Origin of the sequence: Oscillibacter sp. 1-3, assembly GCF_000403435.2 — a bacterium.
GTDB lineage: Bacteria > Bacillota > Clostridia > Oscillospirales > Oscillospiraceae > Oscillibacter.
This window is the reverse complement of the sequence record NZ_KE159711.1, coordinates 365,520-389,900: the sequence shown is the minus strand read 5'-3', so window position 1 is coordinate 389,900 and position 24,381 is coordinate 365,520. Positions and strand designations below refer to the sequence as shown.

General features: G+C 57.6%; 28 protein-coding genes and 1 pseudogene. 1 reads left to right on the top strand and 28 read right to left on the bottom strand.

All coding sequences use genetic code 11. The features are described 5' to 3' along the window. Positions 1 to 66: 66 nt before the first annotated feature. Entirely contained in the window at positions 67 to 432 is a 366-nt protein-coding gene (locus tag C816_RS20215; protein WP_016324273.1) for a TnpV protein, read from the bottom strand. Here C816_RS20215 and C816_RS20210 point away from each other — a divergent pair. Beyond that, positions 431 to 1,222, top strand: a complete 792-nt coding sequence (locus C816_RS20210; RefSeq protein WP_040656262.1) for a hypothetical protein — start codon at positions 431 to 433, stop codon at positions 1,220 to 1,222. The genes C816_RS20215 and C816_RS20210 overlap by 2 nt on opposite strands. A 158-nt stretch (positions 1,223 to 1,380) precedes the next feature. On the opposite strand, the gene C816_RS20205 is transcribed toward C816_RS20210, so the two are convergent. The 27 genes and pseudogenes from C816_RS20205 to mobQ all read right to left on the bottom strand — a co-directional run bounded on the left by C816_RS20205 (position 1,381) and on the right by mobQ (position 24,207). Further along, a complete protein-coding gene (locus tag C816_RS20205) occupies positions 1,381 to 1,659 on the bottom strand; it encodes a hypothetical protein (RefSeq protein WP_016324272.1) in 279 nt (92 codons plus the stop codon). A 4-nt stretch (positions 1,660 to 1,663) separates the two neighbouring features. Then, the gene (locus C816_RS23190; protein WP_016324271.1) at positions 1,664 to 2,074 is read right to left on the bottom strand and encodes a DUF4316 domain-containing protein; all 411 of its coding nucleotides are present in this window, start codon (positions 2,072 to 2,074) and stop codon (positions 1,664 to 1,666) included. A 4-nt stretch (positions 2,075 to 2,078) separates the two neighbouring features. Continuing rightward, the gene (locus C816_RS20195; RefSeq protein WP_016324270.1) at positions 2,079 to 2,480 is read right to left on the bottom strand and encodes a helix-turn-helix domain-containing protein; all 402 of its coding nucleotides are present in this window, start codon (positions 2,478 to 2,480) and stop codon (positions 2,079 to 2,081) included. Between the two features lie 2 nt (positions 2,481 to 2,482). Beyond that, complete coding sequence (locus C816_RS20190) at positions 2,483 to 4,603, bottom strand: DNA topoisomerase 3 (RefSeq protein ID WP_016324269.1); 2,121 nt, start codon at positions 4,601 to 4,603, stop codon at positions 2,483 to 2,485. Then, on the bottom strand, positions 4,600 to 5,052 hold the full coding sequence (locus tag C816_RS20185) for a sugar-phospahte nucleotidyltransferase (RefSeq protein ID WP_242832295.1): 453 nt from the start codon (positions 5,050 to 5,052) through the stop codon (positions 4,600 to 4,602). The genes C816_RS20190 and C816_RS20185 overlap by 4 nt, the downstream gene beginning before the upstream one ends. A gap of 71 nt (positions 5,053 to 5,123) precedes the next feature. Beyond that, entirely contained in the window at positions 5,124 to 5,300 is a 177-nt protein-coding gene (locus C816_RS24390) for a hypothetical protein (RefSeq protein WP_016324267.1), read from the bottom strand. After that, positions 5,297 to 6,526 carry a DUF4366 domain-containing protein gene (locus C816_RS22150; RefSeq protein ID WP_016324266.1) on the bottom strand — a complete coding sequence of 410 codons (1,230 nt, stop codon included), beginning with the start codon at positions 6,524 to 6,526 and terminating at the stop codon, positions 5,297 to 5,299. Before C816_RS22150 ends, C816_RS24390 begins: the two co-directional genes overlap by 4 nt. Before the next feature lie 4 nt (positions 6,527 to 6,530). Next, positions 6,531 to 6,776 (bottom strand): DUF4315 family protein, encoded by a 246-nt coding sequence (locus C816_RS20175; RefSeq protein ID WP_016324265.1) that lies wholly within the window; start codon positions 6,774 to 6,776, stop codon positions 6,531 to 6,533. Continuing rightward, positions 6,769 to 7,677, bottom strand: a complete 909-nt coding sequence (locus C816_RS20170; protein WP_016324264.1) for a radical SAM protein — start codon at positions 7,675 to 7,677, stop codon at positions 6,769 to 6,771. Before C816_RS20170 ends, C816_RS20175 begins: the two co-directional genes overlap by 8 nt. 31 nt (positions 7,678 to 7,708) lie before the next feature. Beyond that, positions 7,709 to 8,467 carry a peptidoglycan DD-metalloendopeptidase family protein gene (locus C816_RS25770; protein ID WP_371254435.1) on the bottom strand — a complete coding sequence of 253 codons (759 nt, stop codon included), beginning with the start codon at positions 8,465 to 8,467 and terminating at the stop codon, positions 7,709 to 7,711. Between the two features lie 261 nt (positions 8,468 to 8,728). Further along, positions 8,729 to 9,424 (bottom strand): annotated as a pseudogene (locus tag C816_RS25765) (CD1108 family mobile element protein); the annotation flags it as partial. Between the two features lie 1,472 nt (positions 9,425 to 10,896). After that, positions 10,897 to 11,694 carry a DUF6674 family protein gene (locus tag C816_RS20160; RefSeq protein WP_051147126.1) on the bottom strand — a complete coding sequence of 266 codons (798 nt, stop codon included), beginning with the start codon at positions 11,692 to 11,694 and terminating at the stop codon, positions 10,897 to 10,899. A 24-nt stretch (positions 11,695 to 11,718) separates the two neighbouring features. Then, positions 11,719 to 14,199, bottom strand: coding sequence for a VirB4-like conjugal transfer ATPase, CD1110 family (locus C816_RS20155; protein WP_016324261.1), 2,481 nt, complete (start codon positions 14,197 to 14,199; stop codon positions 11,719 to 11,721). After that, positions 14,126 to 14,545 carry a PrgI family protein gene (locus C816_RS20150; RefSeq protein ID WP_040656260.1) on the bottom strand — a complete coding sequence of 140 codons (420 nt, stop codon included), beginning with the start codon at positions 14,543 to 14,545 and terminating at the stop codon, positions 14,126 to 14,128. The genes C816_RS20155 and C816_RS20150 overlap by 74 nt, the downstream gene beginning before the upstream one ends. Then, positions 14,546 to 15,355, bottom strand: a complete 810-nt coding sequence (locus tag C816_RS20145; protein WP_016324260.1) for a DUF3848 domain-containing protein — start codon at positions 15,353 to 15,355, stop codon at positions 14,546 to 14,548. A gap of 15 nt (positions 15,356 to 15,370) precedes the next feature. Next, positions 15,371 to 15,811, bottom strand: a complete 441-nt coding sequence (locus tag C816_RS20140; RefSeq protein ID WP_016324259.1) for an XF1762 family protein — start codon at positions 15,809 to 15,811, stop codon at positions 15,371 to 15,373. Position 15,812: 1 nt separating this feature from the next. After that, on the bottom strand, positions 15,813 to 16,232 hold the full coding sequence (locus tag C816_RS20135; protein WP_016324258.1) for a SpoVG family protein: 420 nt from the start codon (positions 16,230 to 16,232) through the stop codon (positions 15,813 to 15,815). A gap of 21 nt (positions 16,233 to 16,253) precedes the next feature. Beyond that, positions 16,254 to 16,850 carry a VirB6/TrbL-like conjugal transfer protein, CD1112 family gene (locus C816_RS20130; RefSeq protein WP_256378442.1) on the bottom strand — a complete coding sequence of 199 codons (597 nt, stop codon included), beginning with the start codon at positions 16,848 to 16,850 and terminating at the stop codon, positions 16,254 to 16,256. Between the two features lie 90 nt (positions 16,851 to 16,940). Continuing rightward, entirely contained in the window at positions 16,941 to 18,860 is a 1,920-nt protein-coding gene (locus C816_RS20125; protein ID WP_016324256.1) for a recombinase family protein, read from the bottom strand. 90 nt (positions 18,861 to 18,950) lie between these two features. Next, positions 18,951 to 19,130: a transposon-encoded TnpW family protein gene (locus C816_RS20120; RefSeq protein ID WP_016324255.1), complete on the bottom strand. Its 180-nt coding sequence runs from the start codon at positions 19,128 to 19,130 to the stop codon at positions 18,951 to 18,953. Between the two features lie 12 nt (positions 19,131 to 19,142). Continuing rightward, a complete protein-coding gene (locus C816_RS20115; RefSeq protein WP_016324254.1) occupies positions 19,143 to 20,009 on the bottom strand; it encodes an ATP-binding protein in 867 nt (288 codons plus the stop codon). Further along, the gene (locus C816_RS20110) at positions 20,006 to 20,758 is read right to left on the bottom strand and encodes a phage replisome organizer N-terminal domain-containing protein (protein ID WP_016324253.1); all 753 of its coding nucleotides are present in this window, start codon (positions 20,756 to 20,758) and stop codon (positions 20,006 to 20,008) included. Before C816_RS20110 ends, C816_RS20115 begins: the two co-directional genes overlap by 4 nt. Before the next feature lie 115 nt (positions 20,759 to 20,873). Beyond that, positions 20,874 to 21,236: a cysteine-rich VLP domain-containing protein gene (locus C816_RS23185; RefSeq protein WP_081646443.1), complete on the bottom strand. Its 363-nt coding sequence runs from the start codon at positions 21,234 to 21,236 to the stop codon at positions 20,874 to 20,876. An 8-nt stretch (positions 21,237 to 21,244) separates the two neighbouring features. Next, positions 21,245 to 21,586: a hypothetical protein gene (locus tag C816_RS20105; protein WP_016324251.1), complete on the bottom strand. Its 342-nt coding sequence runs from the start codon at positions 21,584 to 21,586 to the stop codon at positions 21,245 to 21,247. Then, positions 21,576 to 22,424, bottom strand: coding sequence for a ParB N-terminal domain-containing protein (locus tag C816_RS20100; RefSeq protein WP_242832294.1), 849 nt, complete (start codon positions 22,422 to 22,424; stop codon positions 21,576 to 21,578). Before C816_RS20100 ends, C816_RS20105 begins: the two co-directional genes overlap by 11 nt. 17 nt (positions 22,425 to 22,441) lie before the next feature. Further along, the gene (locus tag C816_RS20095; RefSeq protein WP_016324249.1) at positions 22,442 to 22,762 is read right to left on the bottom strand and encodes a DeoR family transcriptional regulator; all 321 of its coding nucleotides are present in this window, start codon (positions 22,760 to 22,762) and stop codon (positions 22,442 to 22,444) included. Between the two features lie 32 nt (positions 22,763 to 22,794). Further along, entirely contained in the window at positions 22,795 to 24,207 is a 1,413-nt protein-coding gene (gene mobQ / locus C816_RS20090) for a MobQ family relaxase (protein WP_242832298.1), read from the bottom strand. Between the last annotated feature and the right edge of the window lie 174 nt (positions 24,208 to 24,381).

Sequence of the window (24,381 nt, the reverse complement as noted above, 5' to 3'; positions counted from 1 at the left end):
TAGGCGGTTCCTCCGCAGACGCAGAAGCGGCGGGCTGTTCGCCCGCCGTCTCCTGCTGTTCCTGATTTACTTGTAGACGATCTCCGCCAGCACGATCTCCTCCGCCTGGGCCGTGAAGCTGTTCACCGCCTGGACCCATCCCATCTGATCGCGGGCCTTCATCGCCTCGTCCACGCCGTTCTGCTTCTTCAAGTCGGCCACCATCCGGTCCACCTGCTCCCTCGCCTGCCGGTCGATCTCCCGCAGGTGCGGGTACAGCCGCCCCGTCAGCAGCATGGAGGTGTGCGTCCCTGGGTGGTGTTCCTCCAGAAATGTCTCCCGCAGCATCCCGTACTTGTCCAGGGGCATTTCCTCCCGTTCGTCCGCTCCGTCCACTTCCAGGTCGGGAATCAGGTAATCGCCCGCCTGCTTGTAAGTCAGTTCCATCGTCATGGATAACGCTCCTTTCTTCACTTTCGCGCTTTACAGTGTTAAATTCTTCCTTGGCCTTAGTATAGTCGATCACAGGCGATTTTGCAAGAGGTTTTTCAATATTTTTTTCTTTATTTTTCGCCTGTTCCCGGTCATAGGTCTTGACGGCGCGCCCGATTTCTTCCAGAAGGTCCAGGGAGACTTTGCTGGCGGCGCTGCCCAAATGGTGAAGGACGGCGGGGGTGGAGAACTCGACAATGCCCGCAAGGTCCTCGTTCTCCAAATACTCGCTGGGGTCCAGGCCGCAGCGGGTCAGGAGGGTGTACTGGACGCTGGCGGTCAGAAGGTTTTTATAGCGTACTTCCAGATTGAGGTCGTCCAGTTCCTCCAAAAAGCTGTCCCGCACGTCATAGCGCAGGTCCTCCAAGTGGTCCCGGTAAACCTCGCTCACGGCGCGTTTCGCCTGCTCCATGAGCGTCCAGCCAATGTCACTTTCCTCCGTGGGTCCATACTGCCGTTCCAGCGCCTCCGCAACAGCGCCGGATTTTTCCGCCGTCATTTCCCACAGGTAGGGTGTTTTTGCCCCACGAACGGGCCGGGTGTCCGCTACGTCGTAGACATACCGCAGTTTGGGCTTGCCCCGCGCATCTTTTGTAATCAGGGCAATCCCCGTGGACCGGGCCTTGACCCAGCGGCGCATGGTATTGTTCCACAGCTCCATCTCCGCACAGGCGGTAGCGTCCGGGCGCTGCGCGTAGATCAGCAGTTGCTCATCAAAACGGTATTTATAGAGCCGGGAGGCCGTCGTTAAATACTGTTTCCAGCTCTCCACATCCTGCGTGACGGCATGGGCGGTCCGAGCGGCCAATTCCGATGTTAATTTTACTGTGCTTGCCATAAAACCTCCTTATTTCAGTATAGAAAGGCCCGGAGGGGGATAAATCATCCCACTCCGGGCGGTTTGGACGGTCAGCCGTCCTTTTGCTTGTTCTGATTCATTCTGTCCAGCACGGCCCTCTGCGCCGGGGAGAGGACACGGGGCGGCGTTACCCGCAGCCACTTCTTGGGCAGTTCAAAGGTCAGCCCGCCCCAGGCGTTGGCGGCGGTCTGGCGTACCTGCGCCGGGTGGGTCTGGCACAGCTCCAAAAGCTGATGCTTCAAAGCCTCGTTGTGGGTGTAGATGCTGGCTGTGCGTTCCGCCTCGTTAAAATTGATGACCGTCTCCTTCTCAATATTGGTCAGCCGCATGGCGTCACCTCTCCGGGTCCCGGTTGGGGGGAGCGGCCCCGCCCTGGGACTTCCCGGCTTCCTCCTGGCACTGGCGCAGATTATCCAGGACAGAGGGCGGCTTGGGGGCTTCATTGTTGATGATGCCGTCAATCTGGTTGTAGTTGCCCTCCACGCTCATTTCAGCCGCCGCCAAATGGTTCGGCTTCACCTCCTGGGGGACCTTTACTTCATATGCGGGCTTGAATTGCTCCACCTCCCTGTAAAGCGCCTGACGGCGCGCGTCATTGATAAGCCCTAACTGCTGGGCCATATCCAGGGAACCGATATAGGTCCAATACCATGCCAACTGAGCTTCGGGGCGGGCGTTTTCCTTGGTAATCTCGCGGATCGTCTCACTTTTCAGCCCCGCAATAACCTGTTCCACATCACGCATAGGCTCAACCCCCGCTGTTCTCGGCAATCGCCAGCAGATCGTCGTACACGGCGTTGATGGTGGCGATCACGGCGCAGACGGCATCGTCCACCGCTGTCAGCACTTCCTCGCTCTCGGAGCCAGCCAGCTCCAGCAGGGCCTCCACCGTCTCCGGGGACAGACCCAGCTTGACGGCCAGATCATCCGCATTGGGGACGCCGCCGTCCGCTTCCAGGAACCAGTCGTAGGGCATACCGAAGTAGTGGGTGATCTCCCGAAGCTGGTAGGCGTTGGGGGTGCTGATACCGTTGAGCCAGCGGTTGACCGTGGGCACGGACACGCCCAGGTGACGGGCCAGCTCCCCGCGCTCCACGCCGCTGGCAGACAGAATCGCCTTCAAACGGCGGTCAAAAATATTATTATTCATTCTCATTTTCCTTTCTTTTCGGTAGATTTGTTGTCAAATTCCAGCTTGAAGCGGACAAATTTGCCGCCGTCATCGTTTAGGACAACGGTGGCGTCATAGAAAACGCCCTTCTTCTCGGAAAACAGGCCGGTGACAGCCGCACGCCCGGTTTTCAAGAGAGAAGCGGCGATTTTCTTAGTCAGCTCCTTGCGCTTGCTGGTAAAGAAGCGGTCATTCTTCCACAGAGCAAAGCCGCAGGAGGGGGTATCGTGGTAGCCCTCGCAGTAAAAGCTCTTTTTGCCCTCCACCACGTTTTTACCGCAGCGGGGGCATTTGCCAATTCCCGCCCGCCCGGACTCGGAGAGCGGGGACGGGGCCACAGCCACATTCCGGTAGGACCGGACCAGCCCGGTGAGCATGGCGGTGATCCCGGCCATGAAGTCCTCCGGGGCCAGCTCGCCCCGTTCCACGGCCCCCAGCCGGTCCTCCCACTCCGCTGTCAGTTTGGCGGCTTTGAGCTGGTCGGGCATGGCCCAGGACAGTGCTAGTCCCTTCTCCGTGGGAAGAAGCTGTTTTTTCTTCCGTTCCACAAAGCCGGATTTCACCAGCTTTTCAATGGTGGCGGCGCGGGTGGCGGGTGTGCCCAGCCCGGTCCGTTCCACGTCTTCCAGTTTGGCGAAGTCGTCTGCGCTGGCGTTTTCCATTGCGGGGAGCAGGGTGTCCTCGGTGAATCGTGCCGGGGGAGATGTAGTGCCCTGCTTCAACAGAGCGTCCGCACCCTCCAACCGCTGACCATCGGACAGCACCGGGAGAGATGGGGCCGGTTCCTCGGCTTTCTGCTTCAGCGTGGAAAGGAACGCCTTTTCGGTCCCCTTCCAGCCCGCCGCCGCCACTGTGCGGCCCTTGGTCATAAAAGAAGTGCCGCCACAGTCCAGCGTGACGGCAGTCTCCGCATAGGTATGGGGTTCGCCCACGGCGCACAGCAGCCGGACGGCAATCATGTAGAGGATGTTCCGCTCCCCGGTGGGCAGGGCGGCAAGGTCAGCACCGGCGATCTCCGCCGTGGGAATGACGGCGTGGTGGTCGGTCACTTTGCTGCTGTCTACCACTTGGGCAGCGTGTACCGGGAGGGGCTGGCCCACCATGAAGGACAGCGCACCTGCCACGGTGGCGCAGAGAGCGGGCAGGCCCTCCGCCATATCCTCGGTCAGATAGCGGCTGTCCGTTCGGGGGTAGGTTGCCAGCCGCTTTTCGTAGAGGGATTGGAGGTAGTCAAGGGCCTGCTGGGCGGTGTAGTCAAAAAGGCGGTTGGCCTCCCGCTGAAGGGTTGTCAGGTCGTAGAGCTTCGGTGGCCGCTCAGTCTTGTCCTTCCTGGTGACGGACTGGACCACGGCGGTCTTGCCCAGGCAGGCGGAGCGCAGCTTTTCCGCGTCCGTCTTGGAATTGAATTTGCCGCTGGAGGCCCGGATGCCCTGTGCGTCCAGCTCCACGGTGTAAAATTTTTCCTTCTTGAAATGCTCAATCGCCGCTTCCCGTTCCGCCAGCAGCGTGAGTGTGGGGGTCAGCACCCGGCCCACGTTCAGCGTCTTACCTTTATATAATGTAGTAAAAAGGCGAGTGCCGTTGATACCGATGAGCCAATCCGCCTTGGCGCGGCAGAGGGCGGCGGCGTAGAGGTTATCGTACTTCCGGCCGTCTGCCAGATTGTCAAAGCCCTTGCGGATAGCGGATTCCTCCATAGAGGAAATCCAAAGCCGCTTGACCGGCTTCGTGCATTTGCAGAGGTCATAGGTCAGCCGGAAGATCAATTCGCCCTCCCGCCCCGCGTCGGTGGCGCAGATCACCGTGTCCACATCATCCCGGCTCATAAGCTGGCGCAGGATGTTGAACTGCTTCCTGGTATCCGGCAGCACTTGGAACTGCCACGGCTGGGGGATGATGGGGAGATCGTCATAGGCCCACTTGGAGTAGCGGGGGTCGTAAGCGTCAGCCGGAGCCAGCTCTACCAGATGGCCCACACACCAGCTCACCAGCCAGCCGCCGCCCTCCATGTACCCGTCCTTCCGGCTCGTTGCCCCCAGCACCTTCGACAAAGACATTGCAACGCTGGGTTTTTCTGAAATCACTAACCGCGTTCGTATCACTCCTTTTCCTGTCTGTCCAGATATTCAAATTCCAACTGATTTTCGCATATCCCGCTGCAAAGATAGCCGCTCTGAAAGGGTACGCCCTGGCGCGGCTGTCTCCCTTCGGTCATGTACGCCACCCTCGGACTGAGCCAGAGCATTTCCACCCGGCGCTCCTTGAACATCTGGAACCGCTTCTGGCTGTCAAAAATGCCCTGGAAGTTGATAAGCATGGCAAAGGGCTTTCCAATGGCATAAAGCCGTTCCAGCACTTCATTTTTCAAGCTGTACGGCGGGTTGCTGATGATATAGTCGCAGTCCGGCGTGTCTGTCTGAAAGAAGTCCTGCCCGGTCTGGATATGCCCGTAGATCACCCGGAACCCATTGCGGAAGAATACCTTCACATACGCGCTGTCCGCCGTATCAAAGGGGCACCATATCACGGCTCCCGGTCTGAGACGCTTCATAATGGGATAGACCGCATAGGAGGGCGTGAAATATTCGTCCCGTTTGCGGAACTGATATTGTATTTGCGCCATCACTTCTTCCGCAGCAGGTCCCGGTAGCACACGCCCAGACAGGGCGCGTCCCGGCGGTAGGGACAGCCGTGGCAGGGGTGAGTGGGCGGAAGGGCGGGAGGTCCGTGGACCTCCCGCCGCTCCGTGGGAACCTGCTGCATCATTTTCTCATAGGGGCTGTCGGTGAAACGGGTCATTCATCGTCCTCCGGTTCCTCGTAGCCGTAGCCCTCCGGGTACTCCGGTTCCTCCGGTTCGTCACGGGGGACACGCCGGGGGGCGGGTTCCAGATCATCCTCGTTGACGGTTTCCTCATCCCCGCCGGTCAGCTCGTCAAAGTCCTCCGCATCGTCCAAGTCGTGCTTGGGCTTCCAGATTTTCAGATAGTACCCAGCGCCACCCACGGCCAGGGCCGCGATCACCACCAGAATCATGGCGCTGGAACCGTCCTTCTCAGGCTTTTCCGGCTCCGGGTCGGTATCCGGGTCCACAGCGGGGGCCTTGCCGGTACAGTCCATCATGGTCAGGACGCAGACGGGACAATCGGTGTTGACCTCGCCGGGGGCGCACTTGTCCTTGCAGGTGCAGACCGGCTCCGGGTCGGGGATAGCGGACACGTTGTTGCCCTCCGGTTTTTTATCCTTCTCCGCCAGGGCCAGCAGATCGGACTCCGTGACGGCGTTGAGGAAATAGACGTTCTCGCTATCCCGCTGTTTGTCGATTACCAGATAAAAGGTATTGTTGCTGGGGGTGGTGAAGGTGAAAAATTCCTTGCTGTCCTGGTCCGTCACATTGTCCACCAATGTGCCCTGCCCGTCCGGGGTCAGCGCGGTGGGCAGACGGGGTGTAGTGTCCGGCTTCTCCTGGGGGTCCGTGCTGGAGGAAGCGGGTGCTTTAAGAGGTGTGGCCGTGGGCTTTGTGGCAGTATTGGTTTCCGCTTGATTGGGGCTGGGGGCCTTATCCGCTTTCCCTCCATCGCCCTTGACTGCGGGGTTATCCACCATCACATTGGTCATGAAAATATGTGTACCCTGGGCAAAGCAGTCCATGTAGCACATCTTTTCATAGATACTGCCGTCGTTTCCTGTGACGCGGATGGTAACGGGGCAATTATCTGTAATGGTGATGCGCCCGGTGTAGCGGTCCTCCCACCGTTCCAGATTGCCGGTCACATCCTGCCACTCACCATCCAGGCCAACCTTGATTTTGGCGCTGGCAAATCCGTTTCCAGCAGTATCTGTGATGCAGTAGCCCACATCCGCGCTTCCGCTGGTACGGTTGGGGGGCTTGGTAATCTCTACTTTGATGCCGGACGGCTCCACCTCTGCGGCATAGGCCGCGCCCATCATGGAAAATGCCGCCCCCAGGCACAAAAACACGCACAGCAGCAGAGCTACCATGCGCCGCAGGGATTTTGTTTTCATAGGTTCAATTCTCCTTTCCAGAATTGGTTGTGGACGGCGCATTTGCCGCCCGGATCATATCCAGCACGGCCCGCAGGTCCTCCGGCGCGGAGATCATACCGCGCACAGCCTGGATGATTTCAAGGTTTTCCTGCTCGGTGATCTGCCGCTCAATGTCCCGGACGCGGGCCTGCCACTCGCTGGCCTTCTCCTTCGCCCGGATAAGATCAGCTTTCAGATTATCAAGTTTCGTTTCCTTCGGCTTACGCACGGTGAACACCTCCCATCCTGCCGGGGATATAGTTGGCAAAATTGTGGACAGTGTGGAAAATCCGCTTGTTGTTCACCCACCGCTGGAGCTGGCGGGTAATGGGCGGGGCGCTGGGCCGGTCATAGACCATCACATAGGGATCATAGCCCATGCCCCGCAAGGTTTCCACCCGGTAGAGGTCCTGCTCATGGGTGCTGCCGTAGTTGGTCAGGACGTAGACGCGCCGCCTGCGGTCGCTCTTGATGTTGGTCAGCTCCAGGAAGCGGCGGAAGTGGGGGGTCAGGTCAATATCGGGGTCGTCCCAGGCAAAATGCACCGCCTTAGTCCTCACCCGGTTCAGCAAAGCCACGTTCTCCGGGGTGATGAGCCGAATGTCCAGCCCTTGGGAGAAGTCTACATAGGCGCGGCTCTCCGTAAGCTGCAAAATCAGCTTTTCATGGTCAGGGCAGGCCAGCAGATTGGCGTCCAGCAGATTGATCTCCTTCTGGCCGTCCCAAAATTCGGAGAGGTCCGCCACCTGGACGCTCTGCCGCCCTTCCTTCCCGGAAACGATGCAAAACCCACATTGACGGGGACAACCCCGGCTGAGAAAGCCGTAAGCAGTACCGGAAAACTGCGGATAAATGCTGTAATCGGGATAAGTATGCTCCACCTCGTCCGGGAGGTTGGGGCCGGGACCGTAGCCCGTGCCGCCGCAGACCACCTCGTCCGCGTTGGTGACGGTAATGGTGTCCTGGGAGTAGGTATCGGTGAACACCCGGCTTTTGTAAACCCGGTTATACAGGCCCTCCGGGGTCCACCACTCCACATGATCGCCCCGCGCCTTGTGGTAGGCGGACAGCTTCATCAGGCACAGGTTGGGAAAGTTATGGGAATCAATATCGCATAAACCGATTCTCATATATCACGCTCCTTCAAAAATGTTGTAAAAATCAGGGCAGACGGCCCATTCCATAGTATTTTGACTGCCAATAATTGCTGTTGATATTGGCATAGGAAATGGGGTCCCCACAGTGAATCATCTGCCCGTTGCCCACATAGATGCCCACATGGGTCACGCCGTTGGGGTTCGGCGCGTCATAGGTGTGCCAGAAGAAAATGAGATCACCGGGCTGGGCGTTCGCCATGGATACAGGGGTGCAGATGTTATAGAGGCCCTGCGCCCCCAGCCGCCCTACATCCCATCCGCTGTGATTGATAACCCAGCTCACAAAGCCAGAGCAATCAAAGGATGTGCTGGGACTGCTGCCGCCCCAAACGTAGGGATAGCCAAGATATTTCTCAGCTTCGGCCAGCATTGCAGCAAATGTGTCGTTGGTGGGCGGCTCTCCGGGGTAGTCCGGGATGACAGGTCCGCCCGGTACGCCGGGAATGGCCCCAGCAGTTGAGCCGTCATAGCCGGTGTCCACGAAATAGTAGGGGTTCAGGTACTTGCCGTCCAGCATGATCTCCAGATGGAGATGCGGCCCGGTGCTGTTGCCGGTACTGCCCACGGCGGCGATCACGTCCCCCCGCTTGACCTCCTGGCCTGCGCTGACGGAGAGGCTGGAACAGTGGGCATACCGGGATTGATAGCCCTTTTCGTCCTCGATCACCACGCACAGTCCGTAGCTGCCAGCGTCCCCGGCAGAGATCACCCGCCCGTCATGGATTGCCTTGATGGGGGTCCCCTGAGCCACGGCAATGTCCACGCCCCGGTGCAGGTTCTTCTCCCCGCTGATGGGGTGGACCCGGTAGCCGTAGCTGCTGGAGACGTACCCCAGCCACGGGAAGTCAAAGGGGTTCCCATACGCCTGCCGGTTGCCGAGGGTCTGCTGGTACACGTTGTAGCGGTCCGCCTGCTCACCGGCGGACAGGCTTCCGGCGATAATGCCGGAGAGGGGCCGGACGGTCAGGGTGGTTTGCAGAACATACCAATCATAGGGGTTGCTGTTGCCGTCATAGCGGGTTTCCACAATGACCTCCCGCGTAAGGGTGTACTGCTCCCCGAACAGCCGCGCAAGCTCCGCCTGGACCTGCTCAAAGGTAAAGGCGTTAAACATGGTGGAGAGGTAGCCCATCAGCTCATAGGGGTTGTGGCTGATCTCCCCGATGTTGTAGCGGTATTCGTCATAGCCGGGGTAATTTTCCTCCGTTTTGTCAATGTCTATCTGCAAATCCGTCTCCATTTCCGTGTAGTAAAGGTCCGAATTGCAAATATCCTGCTCATTCGCTATATAGGACGCTGAAATATAGGAGGACTGGAAGCCGGAGAGCATGGCGGTACAGGAGGTCATGCCAGCGGAGAAGAACACCACCACCATAGCCAGCATTGCCACCACCAGCAGCAGAGATTTTCGTGCCGCTACATACTGCTGGACCGCCCGGACGATCTGCCCGGTGGCGTGGACCACGTTTTGGGTGAAGTGCGCCGTCTGCTTGGCCTCATGCGCGGCCTGGGCATACTTCCGCTTGATCTTCTGCTTCTGTATCCACTTGGCGAGGGCATTTTTGCGCCGCAGCTCCGGGTTGTCCCGGAGGGCAGTCTGCCATGCCAGCTTGACATTTTCCTTTGCCACCCGCTGCTCCGCTTGGCGCAGGGCGCGGTAGGGCTTGGAGCGGCGGCGGTTTCTCTGCCAGCGCAGGGCACGGCCCACACCCTGCTCCATAAATAATTCGCTTTTGTGGGTGGCCTCCAACGCTACATTGTCACGCTCCGATTCATGGATTTTGCCGTGGAGCTTCATCACCGCCGCCGTCTTTGCCATGCCACCGGCGCGGGCGGGCAGAGAGGGTGGTCTATATTCCGGCAAAACCTCCTGCTCAAAGTGGAGACGGCGGCGGGTCCTGCCCGTCTCAACCTCCACCTCCGGCTGGAAGGATAACCGGCGCTTGGTGGGAAGATGCTCCCGCGCCTGTTCCACCTGACCCTCCGCACGTTCTACCCGGCGCACGGCCTTTTGATAGTTCCGGCTGGGCGGCTGGGCGTCCTCCTTGGGCGCGGGGGCTTGGGACGAAGTATCACCAGCCTTGGGCGGCGGGTCCTCAAATTGCAGCCGCTTCCGCTCTGAAGAAATGGGCGCGGCGGAGTGGGCGGCTAACTTTGCCGCCTGCCGTTTCTGATACGCTCCACGATCATCCGGCACAGCGGACAGCTCCGGGGCCTTGGGTTCCGGCTGGGGGCTGTCCCGCTGGCGGGTGTCCGCCTCACCGTCAGTAGAAACAGACGGTTCCTCCTGCTGACCGTCCTCCGGCTGGGCGTGGGCGGCATCTGCGGCATGGTCCATCACCTGCCGCTTCTTTACCGCCCGTTTTGCATCAGCAGACGGTTCAGCGTCAGGGGTCTGGGCTGATTCCTTTGTATCCTCAAAATGAAGCCGTCTGCCACCATCGTCCATAAGGCGGGAGGGACGCTGTTCACCGGGGGCCGCAGGCTGGGCGGCATCCGGGGCAAACCGCCGCGCCTGCCGTTTTTTCATTCTGGCTTTGGTATCTGCTGGCGGCTCACCATCTGAAACAGGCCGTTCGCCCTCCGCATCCTTGAATTGCAGCCGCCCACCGCCCTCTACCGGACGGGGCGGACGCTTCACCGGGGGCTTCTGTCCCTTGCCGGGAGGCCGGTTCTGCATGGGGGCGTCACCAGCGCCGCGCATGGGCTGGCCGTCCAGAGATCGGGCGGCATCCGGGGATAGCTTCGCCGCCTGCCGCTGCTTGGATTTTTTACGATTGTTCCGTCTGCGCCGTCTCCGGGAGGTTGGCGGCGGGGGCGGCGGGTCCTCGCTGGTGACGGGAGCAGCCATCATGGGCGCGTCCGCCGCCATCCGCATGGAGGAAACCTCCGGGACAGGAGTATCCGGTACGCTGACCGGCTCCTGGGCGGCGTAGACCGCTTCCTCCGCTGTCTGCTGGACGGGCCGGGGCTGTTTCCGCCGTTTCTTGCCAGGGGAAACGGAATCGCCGCCGCTCCGCTGAACCGCGCGGTGGCCCGCCGCCTGTTCCTGGGGACGGGCCGGACCGAAGGATACATCCGCCGTCCGCTGGCTGACGCGCTTTTCCTCACCAGTAGCCATGTTCTGCTCCACCAGACCGTCCCGGCCCAGCTTCTGCACCGTTTTCGCCCTGGACTGGAACCGTTTGCCGCTCATAGAGCCGCCTCCGGGGCCTTATGCTCTTTATCCTGCGCGGGGGCGGGCTGGGCAGCGGCTTCCGCCCGTTTCTCCGCCAATGCCTGCCGGATGGAGGGCTTTTTCTCCGCCTGACGCTCCGTCCGCGCCTCCCGTGCGGCCTCCGCCGACAGCTCCAAACTCTCCATCCCGCCGATAGCGGCAAGGGTGGCGTTGTTCATGCCGGACAGCAGCTTTTGTGTGGTCCGCATGGGGGCCAGCACCACGGACTGAAAACGCCCCTCCTGCCCGCCGTCCACCGTCTGCGCCTCCTTGCCGGTCAGGGTACGTCCGGCGTTCTTCAAATGACCGCCCACGCTCCGCAGCTCATGGCCGATGCTCTCCACCTTTTCAATGTTCTGCTTCGTGTCAGCAATCATGCCACTGATCTTCTCCTGCAAGGATTCCAGCACATTTTTGACTTCAATGGCGGACACGGCCTTATCCAATGCGGTCACACCCGCCTCCTTGAAGTTTTCCACAGCATTTTTGGCGCAATCCGTGATTCTCTCCCGCAGATCATCCAGTGCCTCCCGCGCCTGCTCTACCTTGTGCCCCAGGGCTTCCACCATTCGGCCAATGGCCTTTTTCGCCGGGGATTCCTGGGCCTGGGCAAGCTGCTGGCGGACCTCCTGCAATTCCTGGGATACAGCCTCGAATTGCCGGGTCATGCCGTCCATGTAGAACATCAGGAGAGACAAATCCTGCGCCTGCCCCTGCCGGTTGTTTTCCTCCAGCAGCTTCATAAACTGCTGAATCGTCTCATTACTCTGCAATGGGTCTATGGGTCAGCACCTCCTTTACTGCGCCGCAAGGTCCTCCAAGCGGGTGGTCATGATTTCATAGAGTTCCGTATCCTTCGGGAAATGGTCCACAAAGGGGATAATGACGCTCCCGAAGAACAAAAGCCCCTCGCCAGCGTTGGAGTTGGTCACATAGCCAAGCTGGTGAGGGGAGATATTGAGCTGCTTCGCCAGGATTTGCCGGTCGCCGCCCGCCTGATTGAGCATATACACAAAATCGGAGTTTTCAAAAATGTTCTCAATTTCGCGGGAAGAAAGCAAATCCTTGACGTTTTGGGTAATTCCGGTGGGGATCCCGCCCCATTTTCTGAACCGTTTCCAAATCTCCACCGTGTAGGCGGCGGTCTGTTCCTCGCGGAGAAGCAGGTGCATTTCGTCAATGTAGAGGCGGGTGGACTTGTGGGCTTCCCGGTTCTCGCTGACCCGGCCCCACACCTGGTCCTGGACCACCTGCATACCGAACTTTTTAAGCTGTTTCCCCAGCTTTTTAATGACGTAGCACACGATCCGGCTGTTGATTTTCACGTTGGTCCGGTGGTTGAATACGTTCAGACTGCCGGAAACGTAAATTTCCAGCGCCGTGGCAAGCCGCTGGGCCTCCGGTTCCGGCTGCTGGCAGAGCAGCGCGTGGAGGTCCCCCAGCACCGGCATTTTCTCAGGCCGGGGGTCTTGCAGGTACTCCCGGTAGACCATATGGACGCAGCGGTCCACCACCGTTTTCTCCACCGGCTCCAACCCGGCCTTGCCGCCCACAATCAGCTCCATGAGGGAGAGGATGAAGTCGCTTTTCAGCGTCAGGGGGTTATCATCCTCCGAGTAGTTGAGGGTTATGTCCATGGGGTTGATGTACTGGTCGGAGGTGGGGGAAATGTCAATCACCTGCCCGCCCAGCCGCCGCACCAGGGGCGAATACTCGTCCTCTGGGTCTATGATGGCAATATCGTCCTTGGTAATCAGGAAAGCGTTGGTGATCTCCCTCTTGGCGGAGAAGGACTTGCCGCTGCCGGGGGTTCCGAGGATCAGGCCGTTGGGGTTTTTAAGTTTCTTGCGGTCTGCCATGATTAAGTTGTTGGAAAGGGCGTTTAAGCCGTAATAGAGGGCTTCACCCTGCATGAAAAGTTCCTGTGTGGTAAAGGGCACGAATATGGCTGTGCTGCTGGTGGTGAGGCCCCGCTGAATGGCGATCTGGTTGAGGCCCAGGGGGAGGGAGGACATTAGGCCCTGTTCCTGCTGGTAGTCCAGCCGCCGCAGGGCGCAGTTGTACTTTTGAGCGATGCCCGCCGCCTGGAATACGTTGTTTTCCAGCTTCTGCCGCGTCTCCGCCGTGTTCATCACCAGCATGGTGACGAGAAACATCCGCTCATTCCGGCTCTGCAAATCTTCCAGCAGCGTCTTGGCCTCCGCGCCGTAGGTGGCGAGGTCAGAGGGGATGATGTCCATATCGTATCCGGTTCTGACTGCTTTTTTCTGCTCCTCAATGGTCATTTTCTGCAAATCGGTGATCTTCCGCTTCACATTTTTGATGGCGGCGCTCTGGTCGATGGACTGGATATGCAGCGTGACCACCATGCTGCTTTCCAGGTCCAGGAAGTCCGCCAGCATCCGGTCGGTCAGCTCCGGGGCCAGGATTTGCAGGAAGGACATTGCCCCGTAGGTCCTGCCGATCTGGAACATCCGGCCATTCTTGAAGGTGAAGCTGTCCGGGGCAATGAAGTCCTTGCTGGAAAGGCCGGTTTTATAGATGGCGTCCCAGGCAAAGCGGAACTTCTGGTTGTCCGCCGGGTGGAACATCTTATGAAGGACGGCCAGCCGCTCATAGCCATTGAGGGAGTGCGCCCGGACCCCCAGGGTTTTGAAGTTAGCCAGCACGTCCGCCTCGATGCGTTCCAGCCGGGGCTTGGCCTCCTTCAGACTGTCCGCCTCCACGCCGAAGGTGATGTACTTGGTCTTGGTCAGGCCGTTGTTCCCCTTGGAGAGCTGGCCTTGCAGCATATCCGAATATTCCTCCCGGATGGAGTTGAAGGCGTCCGCCTGATCGGGGATATGGATGGACTGGCGCTGTTCTTCCATATCGGCGGGTTGGTTGAGGAAGGAGAACTGGACGCGGATGGAGCTGTCAAAGTAGTTGAGAAAATCGCACCAGTTCTCAAAGATCAGGTTCTTATCCTCGTTTTGCGCGAGCTGGTAGTTAATGTCGTAGAATTGTACCTGCTTGGTGAAGAACCGCTCCGACACCACGCAGATACCGTCCCGGCACATCTCCCGGTAGGGGATGGTCTGCTGGGCGGTGCGGGGGATTTTGCCGTCTCGCTTGGCCTTCTGGACGGAAGCGGACAGCCGCCGCTTCTGGCGGCTGGTGAGCTTGGCGTCAGGGGTCAGGCGGATGGTGTCCCGCAGGTCGGCCTTATCTTTTTTGTGCTGTCTTTTTGCCGCTTGCAGATTTTTTGCTTGCTTTTCCTGCTTTTTTTGCAATAGCATGAACCTCCTTTTCATGATGATTCAGCCGCTCCATGGCGGCATACAGATTGTCGGTCTGGTACGGGCGGACCTTGGGGGCGAGGAACTGTGCCCGGATGAAGTGGCCCAGCACCTTCTCCAAGGGCTGTCCATCCTTCTCGTAGATGCCGAACAGGAAGAAGGGCAGCATGAGGCCGATCATCAGCAGAGCCGCCGCCTCGTTGCCAAGATTGTTCCGGGTGAGCATATAGGTAGGTACGCCAATCAGACCGCCCGCGCCGAAGCATATGAGCTGCCGCTGGGTCAGATTGAACGCCACCTTCGTCTTTACTCTGGCGAGGTCTTTCGGGACAGGGACAAAGGGCATTTACCGCACCTCCCGATCTTTCGGTTTTGCGGCGGGCTGGTCGCCGGGGACGGGTTTTGCCGCGAGCTGGGCCTTAATGGAGGGCTTCTTCTCCGTCTGTTTCTGCATAGCGTCCATTTCCTTCCGTGTCTGTGTAACGAAGATGCTTAAAACACCAGGATGGCTTGTGATGAGATAGTCTCGGTGACGGCTCACGGTATCAAACATGGGGACAGTTGCCGCCCACGCCTGATTGCCGCTGGAAACACGGGGATCGTTCCTTATACCTTGAAGGGTAGCAGCCAGTACATGACTTACACGTTCCGCACCAAACACCGCCAGTACGCCCTTTGTGTCAGCATGGAGACTCATTCCATCAAAGCCCTCCCCAATTGCCGTCTCAATAGCATCCCGGCAGGCAACATTCGTTTCCAGGGAGGCGAGGAAAGCGTCCAACTCTCCATGCTCCCTGGCATATTCGCCGGTGTGCGGATAAATCGGGATAATGGGGGCAGTTTCCCGCTGGGCCTCCATTAGACTTTCGGCCCTATCCTCAATACACTCCCGGATATTGTCCATGTGACCCGTCTCCATATCCCGGAAGTCCTTGTAAATATCCGCCAGAGGGCAGGGGGATTCCAGCAACGCTGCCGCCTGGGGTGCGGGGAGGTCCTGCACCTCCAACGACATCAGAATATCCTCCCGCATGGCGTACTCATAGGCATGGTTCAGGGCTTCCTCCGCTGTCATGCCCAACAGCCCGTGCTTGAACCGCTCCTGTTCCGCCGCCATCTTATCATATAGTGCCTGATTCAATTTTTCTGCGTCCATGAACGTCTCCTTCCTTTATAATAATTTCTCATACCGCAATTTCATCTGCGGCGGGCAGAGGTCCACAGCGGGACAGCGTTTGCCGGTCCAGCGTTTTCCCCCTGCCTGCCCCATACACGTCCAGCCCGCTGCCCGGATACTGGCTCCGGCCTCCGTGTCCAACGTGTAGGTGATGATCTTGCGGTAGCCGATAGCCTTTGCCGCCCTCGCCGCCGCAGAGTACAGCATACTGCAAGCGTTTTTCTCGCCCGTGGTACAGAGCCGGGTCACTTCCAGCGTCAGGCCATTGTCCAGATAGCGGCTCACGGGACGGCCCACAATGGCAACGCCCACCAGCCGTCCCTCTGCCGCACAGCCAATGGAAAACTTGTGGCCGGTGACGGGCTTATGGTGGCGGTGGTGGGCGGCTACAAAAGCATTGGCTTCTTTCAGGGAAACAGGGATCAGGGACAGCACGTTACCGCTCCCCCTTGTCCGCCGCCCGCTGAGGGGCGGGGGCAGGCCGATCCGCTGCCTCCTTTGCGGCTTCTTTCAGCGCACCGCGCACGGAGGGGGGGCGCTCCTGCTCCACTGCTTTCTCATACGCACTCAAAACAGCGGTGTTCAAAGCCTGCCGCATTTCCTTGGTGGTGGGACAGCAGATGGGGTGGTATTTATCGTCCTGCCCCTTGGTGCTGGGCATAGAGACATACGGCCCCTTCTCCGTGTTGTAGATGCGGATGTTGTTGACGGCGAACACGCCGCCCAGGTTCACGCTGGCGAAGCCCAGCAGCTTGCCATGGTCCTTGTCCGGGTCCTTGGGCAGATAGATTTTCACGTCCACACCAGGGACGGAAGGGGCTTCCGCACCAGCTTCCGGCGCTCTGTTCTCGCTCAAATTGCAATCCTCCTTCTCATTTTAATGTGCATTGAAAATAGACCGGCTGACCGCGCCGGTTTTGAACAGGGAGAAGCACAGCAGCACCGTGTACCCGGCGCATTGCCAGATAGCAACATGAATACTGCCGCCGGTGGTGATCTGCCCGATCAGAACGGCATAAATCGCCACGCAGATCATGATAAAAAAGCCTTGCAGCCCTAGGGCCACGAGTCCTCGCAGGTAGTTGTTGCCCATCTGCCCCCACTCCCGGTTGGTCATGGTGGCGAAGGGAATCGCGCCGATGGAGCAATAGATGTAAATTTCTATCATCCGGCCCACCAGCACAAGCATAATGCAGAAGGACAGAATAGGCATGGTGAGTTTCAGCAGCATGGTTTCCACCAGCAGTCCGAACAACTCACCCAGCTCCATGGCCTCCAACTGCGTAGACACGTCCCCTATCACCGCAGCAAAGTCAAGACTGGTGGTGCCGGTGATAATCCCGGCGCTCTGCTGTACCACGTTCTGGCCCATCTCAAAGATTGCCATGGTAATATCAAAGGTGTGGGTGACGAGGTACACGGCGACAAACGCCTTGAGAATCCATTTGTAGATGGCGAAGGTTTCAAAGTCCAGTGCGTTTTGTCAAGTATGTTTTTCAAATAAACGCAAAAACCGGACACAGCGAATTGCTCACTGTGTCCGGTTGGGTTGCTAAATGTTCAGTTATGCGGCCCGAATCAAGTATAACAGTTGATTTTTGAGGTCAACCCGGTCAACATCAAAGCCAGCGTTGTAAATCACATTGGAGATCGGGCGGTTGCCGCCAGGATACCAATAGGAGTAGAATTTGAACGCCGATTTGCAGAGGGGCTTTCCGATCACCCGCTCAACGTCTGCGAAAGAGAGGGTAACGCTGTTCTCCGTCTGCTGGGAAAGGTACTCGCCCAGCGGGGCAAAGCTGGTATTCACGGCCACATACCGCTCCTGGGGCGGTTCTGCGGCAGCGGGGGCTTCGTCCTCCGGCTCGGTGGGCAGTTCCACCAGCCCGATGAAGTTGAAATAAACATCAACCCTCTGCTTACGCTTGTATCGGCCTACACTCACACGCTCATGGACAACGACCTTCTCCACAAACTCATTGAGCATGGGCGTGGTCAACTCGTCAAAGCTGGTGTAGCGGTCAACCAAGGCCATAAACTTGTCCACCCTGCCAGTCTGCTCCTGCATCGTTTCCATTTCAGCGGCCAGACGCTTCAACTCGCTTTCAAGCTGCTCCTGTTCCGCTTCATACTGCTGGGAAAGTTTCAGAAATCGCTTGTCTGTCAGTTTACCCGCAACGTGATCCTCATAGGTGCGCTGAATTAGCACATCCAGTTCATCATATCGCCGTTGCCCGTCTGTCAGGGCTTTCCGGCTCTCCTTCATTTGCTGTGTCTGGCGGTCAGAGGTCGTGTCCATTACCAACCGTTCAAAGGCTTCTCGATTGGCTTTGGCATACTCTGAAATAGAGCGCAGAGCCGACAGAATCAAGTCCCGCACAACCTCGGTGCGGATAAAGTGCATGGTGCAATCGCTGGTACGTTTGCGATAGCTGGAACAGGCATAGGAATCTCTGAAATGCCCCTTGCCATTGTCCCCACGCTCGTTATACAGTCTCGCTCCGCAATCGGCGCAGTAGAGAAGTCCAGTCAGCGGATTGGCTTCTCCCAGGCTGGTAGGGCGGCGTCCGGTTTTGCGCAGCTTTTGCGCCGTCTGAAAAGTTTCCTCGTCAATGATCGGTGCTTGGGTGTTCTCAAAAATCACCCAGCTATCCTTGGGGGTGAGATGCCGCCGCTTATCCCGAAAGCTGGTCTTTTCCGTCTTAAAATTGACGGTATGGCCCATGTATTCCATGCGGTTGAGGATGTAGGAAACGGTAGTCCCCCACCAGCGGCAGGGGTCGGCAAAATCGCTGTTGCGCCGGTTTCCTGCGCCGCGCTCCGCAAGATAGGCAGACGGGCAGAGGATGCGTTCTCTTTCCAGAATTGTGGCAATCTCATAAGGGCCTTTGCCATTGATGGTCATACGGAAGATACGCCGGACGATCTCGGCAGCTTCATCGTCAATAACCCACTTCTCCGGATCGTCCGGGTCTTTCTTGTAGCCGTAGAGCGGGTGAACGGCAGTATGCTTTCCAGCCATGCCCTGGGCGCGTTTGATGGCCCGAACTTTCTTGCTGGTGTCTCTTGCGAACCACTCGTTCATGATGTTCAAAAACGGGGTAAAATCCGTTTCCTGCTGGTTTTCACTGTCGATTCCGTTATTAACTGCGATAAAGCGGACACCCTTCTGAGGGAAGAAAATTTCTGTATAAAATCCAACCTTCAGATAGTCACGGCCCAGCCGGGACATATCCTTGACAATGACGGTTCCGATTTTCCCGGCTTCAATCTCGGACAGCATTTCCTGGAAACCCGGACGTTGGAAATTTGTTCCAGAGAATCCGTCATCTACAAAAAAGCGGATATTCCGAAAACCATGGTCAGCAGCATACTTGGAAATCAGTTCCTTTTGATGAATAATGGAGTTACTGTCACCTTGTAATTCATCGTCGCGCGACAATCTGGTGTAGATTGCGGTGTCCTTTTCTGGCTGTCTTGTCATAATGCGCCATCCTTTCGAGACAGCCAGCTCATTTGCGGCAACACCAATATATCACAAAATCTGCGTGATGCCAACTGCCTTTTGCAATTTTTACTGGCTATCCGCAATTTGATTCTTGATAAGGCGGCAGATTTTATCATTCATGCTCTCCTTGCTCTGCTCATTGAAGCAGATATGCACCTCATAGGTGGTGTGGCCGATACGCTTCTCCAATGTCCGCTTGGCCTGCGGGGTGGATGTGGTAGGGGTAACTGCTTTCATTTTTGCCATAGGCTGCTCCTTTCAATTTTTTTGATTATCAGGTGACACGATACGCCGCGCCGCCGCTTTGGTGCTGGCGGCATTGTCCTCCCGGAAGTTCTTCCCGGCAAAGAGGATAGGGGCGCAGCGTTCTAAAATCCGGTCATAGATACGGGCATGGGCCAGATCGGGCGGGTGCTTCAATTCGTCCAGCTTCAGATTGGTGGTCACGATCAGCGGCTTTTTACAGCGGTATCGGCTGTCGATGATGGAAAACATCTGCTCAAGGGCATACTCGGTGTTGCGCTCCGCGCCCAGGTCGTCTATAATCAAGAGGTCATAGTCTCCCAGGCTGTTCAGAAATGCCGTCCTGTCCTCTCCGAACGTCCCGCACAGGCGGGCCAGGATGGTGGGGAAGTTGGTCATGAGTACAGGTACGTCCCGTTCCAAAAGCGCGTTCGCTATGCACCCGGCCAGGAAGGATTTGCCCGTACCAACGTCACCGAACAGCAACAGGCCGATGTTCTTCTTGAACGCTTGGGGCCAGTGATTGACATAGGCGTGGGCTTTCGCCATAACAGGTTTCTCGCCGTTGTCATGGGCGAATGTGTAGCCGTAGAGGTAGCGGTCTTGAAGTCCCTGGGCCTTACGCCGCCTGATACGCTCCATGCGCTGGCGGCGTTCCTCGGCTTCTCTGCGGCGGCGTTCTTTCTCCTGCTGGCAAGGGCAGACACACCGGGGAGCGATATAGCCGCCAAAGGGGGAGCGAATGACAGTCTGCCGGGGTGCGCCGCACTTCCGGCAATGGACAAGCCCATCAGCCGGGGCTATGTACTCGCCCTCTCCCAGTTTCATGGCAGCAGTGGTCTTGTCGATGACGGCTCGGATTTCCTCGGTCAGTTCCATCATACGGTGTCCTCCTCGCTGACGCTATAATCCCGGTCACGGGCAGGGGGGGCGGCCTTGCGGCGGTCATCCGCTATCCAACGGCGAATGGTGGCGGCATGGCTCCGGTACTGTTTGCCCGTGGATGCCATGTACTCGGACAATCTTTCGATGTACTCCTGCCAGACGGTAGGAAAGTCGGCTTGCAGTTCGGACAGTTCACCAGCAGACAGAAAAACATTTTGGTAACGGCCCAACGTGCGGGCGCGTTCCCCCTCTCTATTCTCTATACTCTTATCTCTATACTCTTTATCTCTAATCTCTAATATAGGGGGACATTTGTCCACCGGGTCTATGGGTGGACAAATGTCCACTTTGCCGGAGGGCAGCAGTTTTTGACGCTGCAACCGGCTCCGTTCCCGCTTCTTCCGCTCCCCCTCGGTGGAGGACTGACCAATTAGCAGTTGAATGTCGGCCATGTAGAAAGCGCCGTCTGTCAGGACTTCCACAAGGCCAAATTCCATGAACACCTTGATTGCCCTCTCCACGCTGCCGATCTGGTGCCGGGTGAAGGTGGCGATGGTCTGGACGGTGTGGGGAAGATGCTCGTTGAGCATGAGGATTCCGCCGCTTTTCAGTGACATAAGGTACATTTTCAGCAGCAGATTCGAGTACAACAGGCCGTCCGGCATACTTTCCAGCACAACCATTGTCTCGCTGTTGTAGAAGTTTTCTTTCAGTTTGAGATAGTAAAATCTCCTGTTTTCAGCCATAGGGTAAAAACTCCTTTGTAGAATCGCCGTTGTAGGCTCTCTGAGGGCCTTCCGGGGTGTCAGATAGGGAATGTATCAGGCCCCTATTGACAGCACCCCGGAAAACCTTGAAAAATCATGGTTTTTTAGGGCCTAAATGCGTAGAATCGTAGTAACGTTTGCGCTGGCGTTCCGCTTCTTTCCTTCTACGGGCAGTAACAGCGCAATCAGGACAGTATTTCGCCCGGTTGGATTTCGGCAGATAGTAACCGCCACAGAGTACACATTTCCTCCGGTCTGCCCGGTGGAGCAGGGCGGCGCACAAGCCAGCGTCCAGGGGCAGGACGGCGGCGCGGAACCATTTGCAGATCAGCGAGTAGGTAATACTCTGTGGGCAGATACATTCCTCGCCACCGTCCAGAAGCAGACAATTCCCACAATCATAGTTGCAGCAGCTATGTACCAGTCTGCGGGCGGTGCGGTACTGCTGATAGTTCATGTGGACAATCACGGCACGTTTTCTCCTGCGGGTAACTTGATGTAAATGTGATAGGGAGTGTGGAGGGCGATCAGTTCCTTCTCCACCAGCCCAACGTCCTCCAACTCCCGCAGGGACTGTGCCACAGTGCTGGGAGTGCGGTCGATGATCGCCGCAATGGTCTTGTTGTAGAACGCCAGATACCGCCGCCCGCGCCGGTCGGTCTGAACCATATCCGAATTGAACGTCATATCCAGCATGATCGCGTAGACCTCTTTCGCCGTCAGCCGGATATTCATGCCCAACAGGAACCGGGGATACGCCATGTAGGGCGGCAGGGTGGAGCCGCTGGTAATATAGTCAGTTTTCATGTTCCTTCTCCATTTCGTGTCGGATTTCATGTACTTCCTCAAAAAGTTCCTTGATTGCTTCCGTGATGGAATATGCGCTATTGCCCAGTTCGTCAAATTGAGACATTGACATTCTGGCGAAAACATCTGCCCGGTGATGAAGGGCTTTGATGTCGGAAACATAGCGGGAGCATAGGAGCTTAAACTCGCGCAGCGCATCTTCACCGTCCGCCATCCTCTGCCGCTTCGGTGTTGGCGGGGCTATGGTCAGAACGGCAGCGGCCTCCGCCTGCTGGTCAGGGGGCAGTCTGGAAATTTTCAGCGCATCCCCTTTGGTGATTTTATCGCCAGCGTCCCGGATGGTTTTCTTGGCCTCCGGGGTCAGATTGGCGGCGGTCTGGACAAGCCGCTCCACGGTGCGTTTGCTGATTCCCAGCTTATCGGCGGTATCCTCCGAAAAGGGCTTTGCCGCTAAAACCGTCAAATTGTCGTTTTTAGCTGTCTGGCCGTTGCGCTGGCCCTGGCGTGTCTCCGGGTGGATGGCTTCATAGAGTTCTTTCCGGCGCAGAAGCAAGTCGCCCAACTCCCGGTGGGACAGCCCCGCCCGAACAAAGTTCTCGTCAATTTCTGCCAACTCCGCTTGCAGGCCGTCCGCATCGCTGACGGTACACTCAATCTCCGTCCAGCCCAGCAGCTTCGCAGCCTCCAATCGGTGCAGGCCAGCAATAAGCGTGTTGTCCTGGGTGACGGTGATGGGATTCATCAGGCCCACGGCGGCAATGCTCCGGGCCAGTTCCTCCACGTTCCTCTGCTGGGTGTCCCGCCGCCCTGGGTTGATTTTGATTTCGCTAATTTTCATTTGCATGGTAATTGTCCTCAATGCGAAAATACGGTAATAATGCGGTTGAGCATTTCACGGTCGGAGCCGTCCAGCGATTCCGCCAGCCTGCGGAGGAAAGTGATCTCCGCAGAGTTCAACGCCCTGCGGTCAAGGTGGAACCACTCTGCCACTCTGACCCCGCCGTGATTGCCCCTCACCGTTTCGAGGGGATAGGAGCAGGTCAGCACCACAATGTCCCGGCGAATCGTGCCGGTGCTGACGTTAAATTCATGTGACAGGTTTCTGTAAGTATCCTGCCGCCGGAGACACAGCGTCTCCAAAATCTTCTGGCGGCGTTCCCATGGGGTCATATCCATAATTGCAAAATCCTTTCGTAAAAATCGTAGTGTTATCGTTCGGTTTCCCTCTGCTGGCGCTGGCCCTCATGGGCCAGACGGTCAGCGGCCTTGCGGAGTGATTCAACAGCTTTGATTTCATCCCGCATAGCCCGCATTTTCTGATAGTCTGCGTCTTTCTGCATGGTCAATTTTGCGGCTTCGGCCCGCCACGCTTTGGGCGTGATCGCTTCGCCGGATTCTTTCAGCGATTTCAGAAAAACGGAGACAGCATCGAATAACGCTAACTCGTCTCTGTGCTTCTGCTGGTACTGCTCCCGCCTGCCCGGTTTCACCTTGTCCAGCTTTTGACGGATGGGCTTGTACTTCTCGTACTGCGCCCACATTTCCAGCCGTTCATCCAGGACAGCAAGACGGCGTTCCGCACTGACAATCTGCCCACGGAGATTGTAATAATCTTTGTTCATAGCAGAGACTTTTTCATAAAGTTCCTGCATGGAATTGATGCCGTTAGACTGCAAGAAAGCGAGTAGCTTTGCATTGTCTTGAAGGGCCTTAATCTTGCCGGAACGGGAACGGGCTTTGTTGCTGTTGACCTTGGCCTGGGCTTCATAAAGCCGGGCCATAAGGCTACTGCCATCTTGGGGCTGTTTGGTCCCAGCCTGCTCTTTCGTCCAGTTATAAATCCGGGTGATGCGGGCTTTGATCTCCTTCAGCAGTTTGTTGTCTGCGGCAATCTGGCGGTTAATGTCTCCCTTCTCCGTAGCGATGCCCCGCCGCTCCATCTGACTGGCGGCAACGCCCATGTGGATGGAAGGGATTTTATCAACACCCTGCCGCTTGTAACTGCGGTGGTCGATGCGCTCCGGTCTGCCAGCAGCTTCTAAAGCCCGGTTCGCATAAGCGGCCCACGCCGCCCGCCACTTCTCGGCGTTCTCTCGATTGTTCCAGTCGGTGGTGTCCTCCCGGTGATTCTTCCAGCCACCTTTACCATCCGGGATGCGGTTGCCTTGGCTGTCCAGATCGTAAACCTTCCGGCACTTCGGCCCCCAGCGTCCGTCTGGTTTCAGCGGGCGAATGGTCAGCATGATATGAGCGTGAGGGTTGCCGTCACCCTTGTCATGGAGCGCAAAGTCAGCGCACATTCCCTCTGCTACAAAATTGTCTTTGACAAATGACCGAACAAGTGCCAACTGCTCCGCTCTGGACAGTTCCACGGGAAGGGCAACTTCGATTTCACGGGCAAGCTGGGCGTCGCTGGACTTCTCGATTTCCTCTACGGAGTTCCAAAGCGTGGAACGGTCTTGAAACTCCGGCGGGGCGTGGGCGGGGAGCATGATTTCCGTATGGACAACGCCGGGCTTGTGCGTGTAGTCATGGGTCTTGCCGTCCCACTCATTTGTCAGTTTCTCGCCGCTCCGGTAGGCGGCAGCAGCGACAGCCGAACGGCCTACGCTCCGCTTGATGATTTGAATGGGACAGTGAAAAATTGCTATGTGGTTTTCCTCCTTCCTCCACAGTCAACAGCGGGGGATAACAGGCCAGCGGAAACAGAACAGACACAAAGCGGATGTTTCGTTTTTGCTGGCGCACAAGGGGTTTGGGGAAGGTACTTCCCCATCGCGTCCGCAGGACGCAAC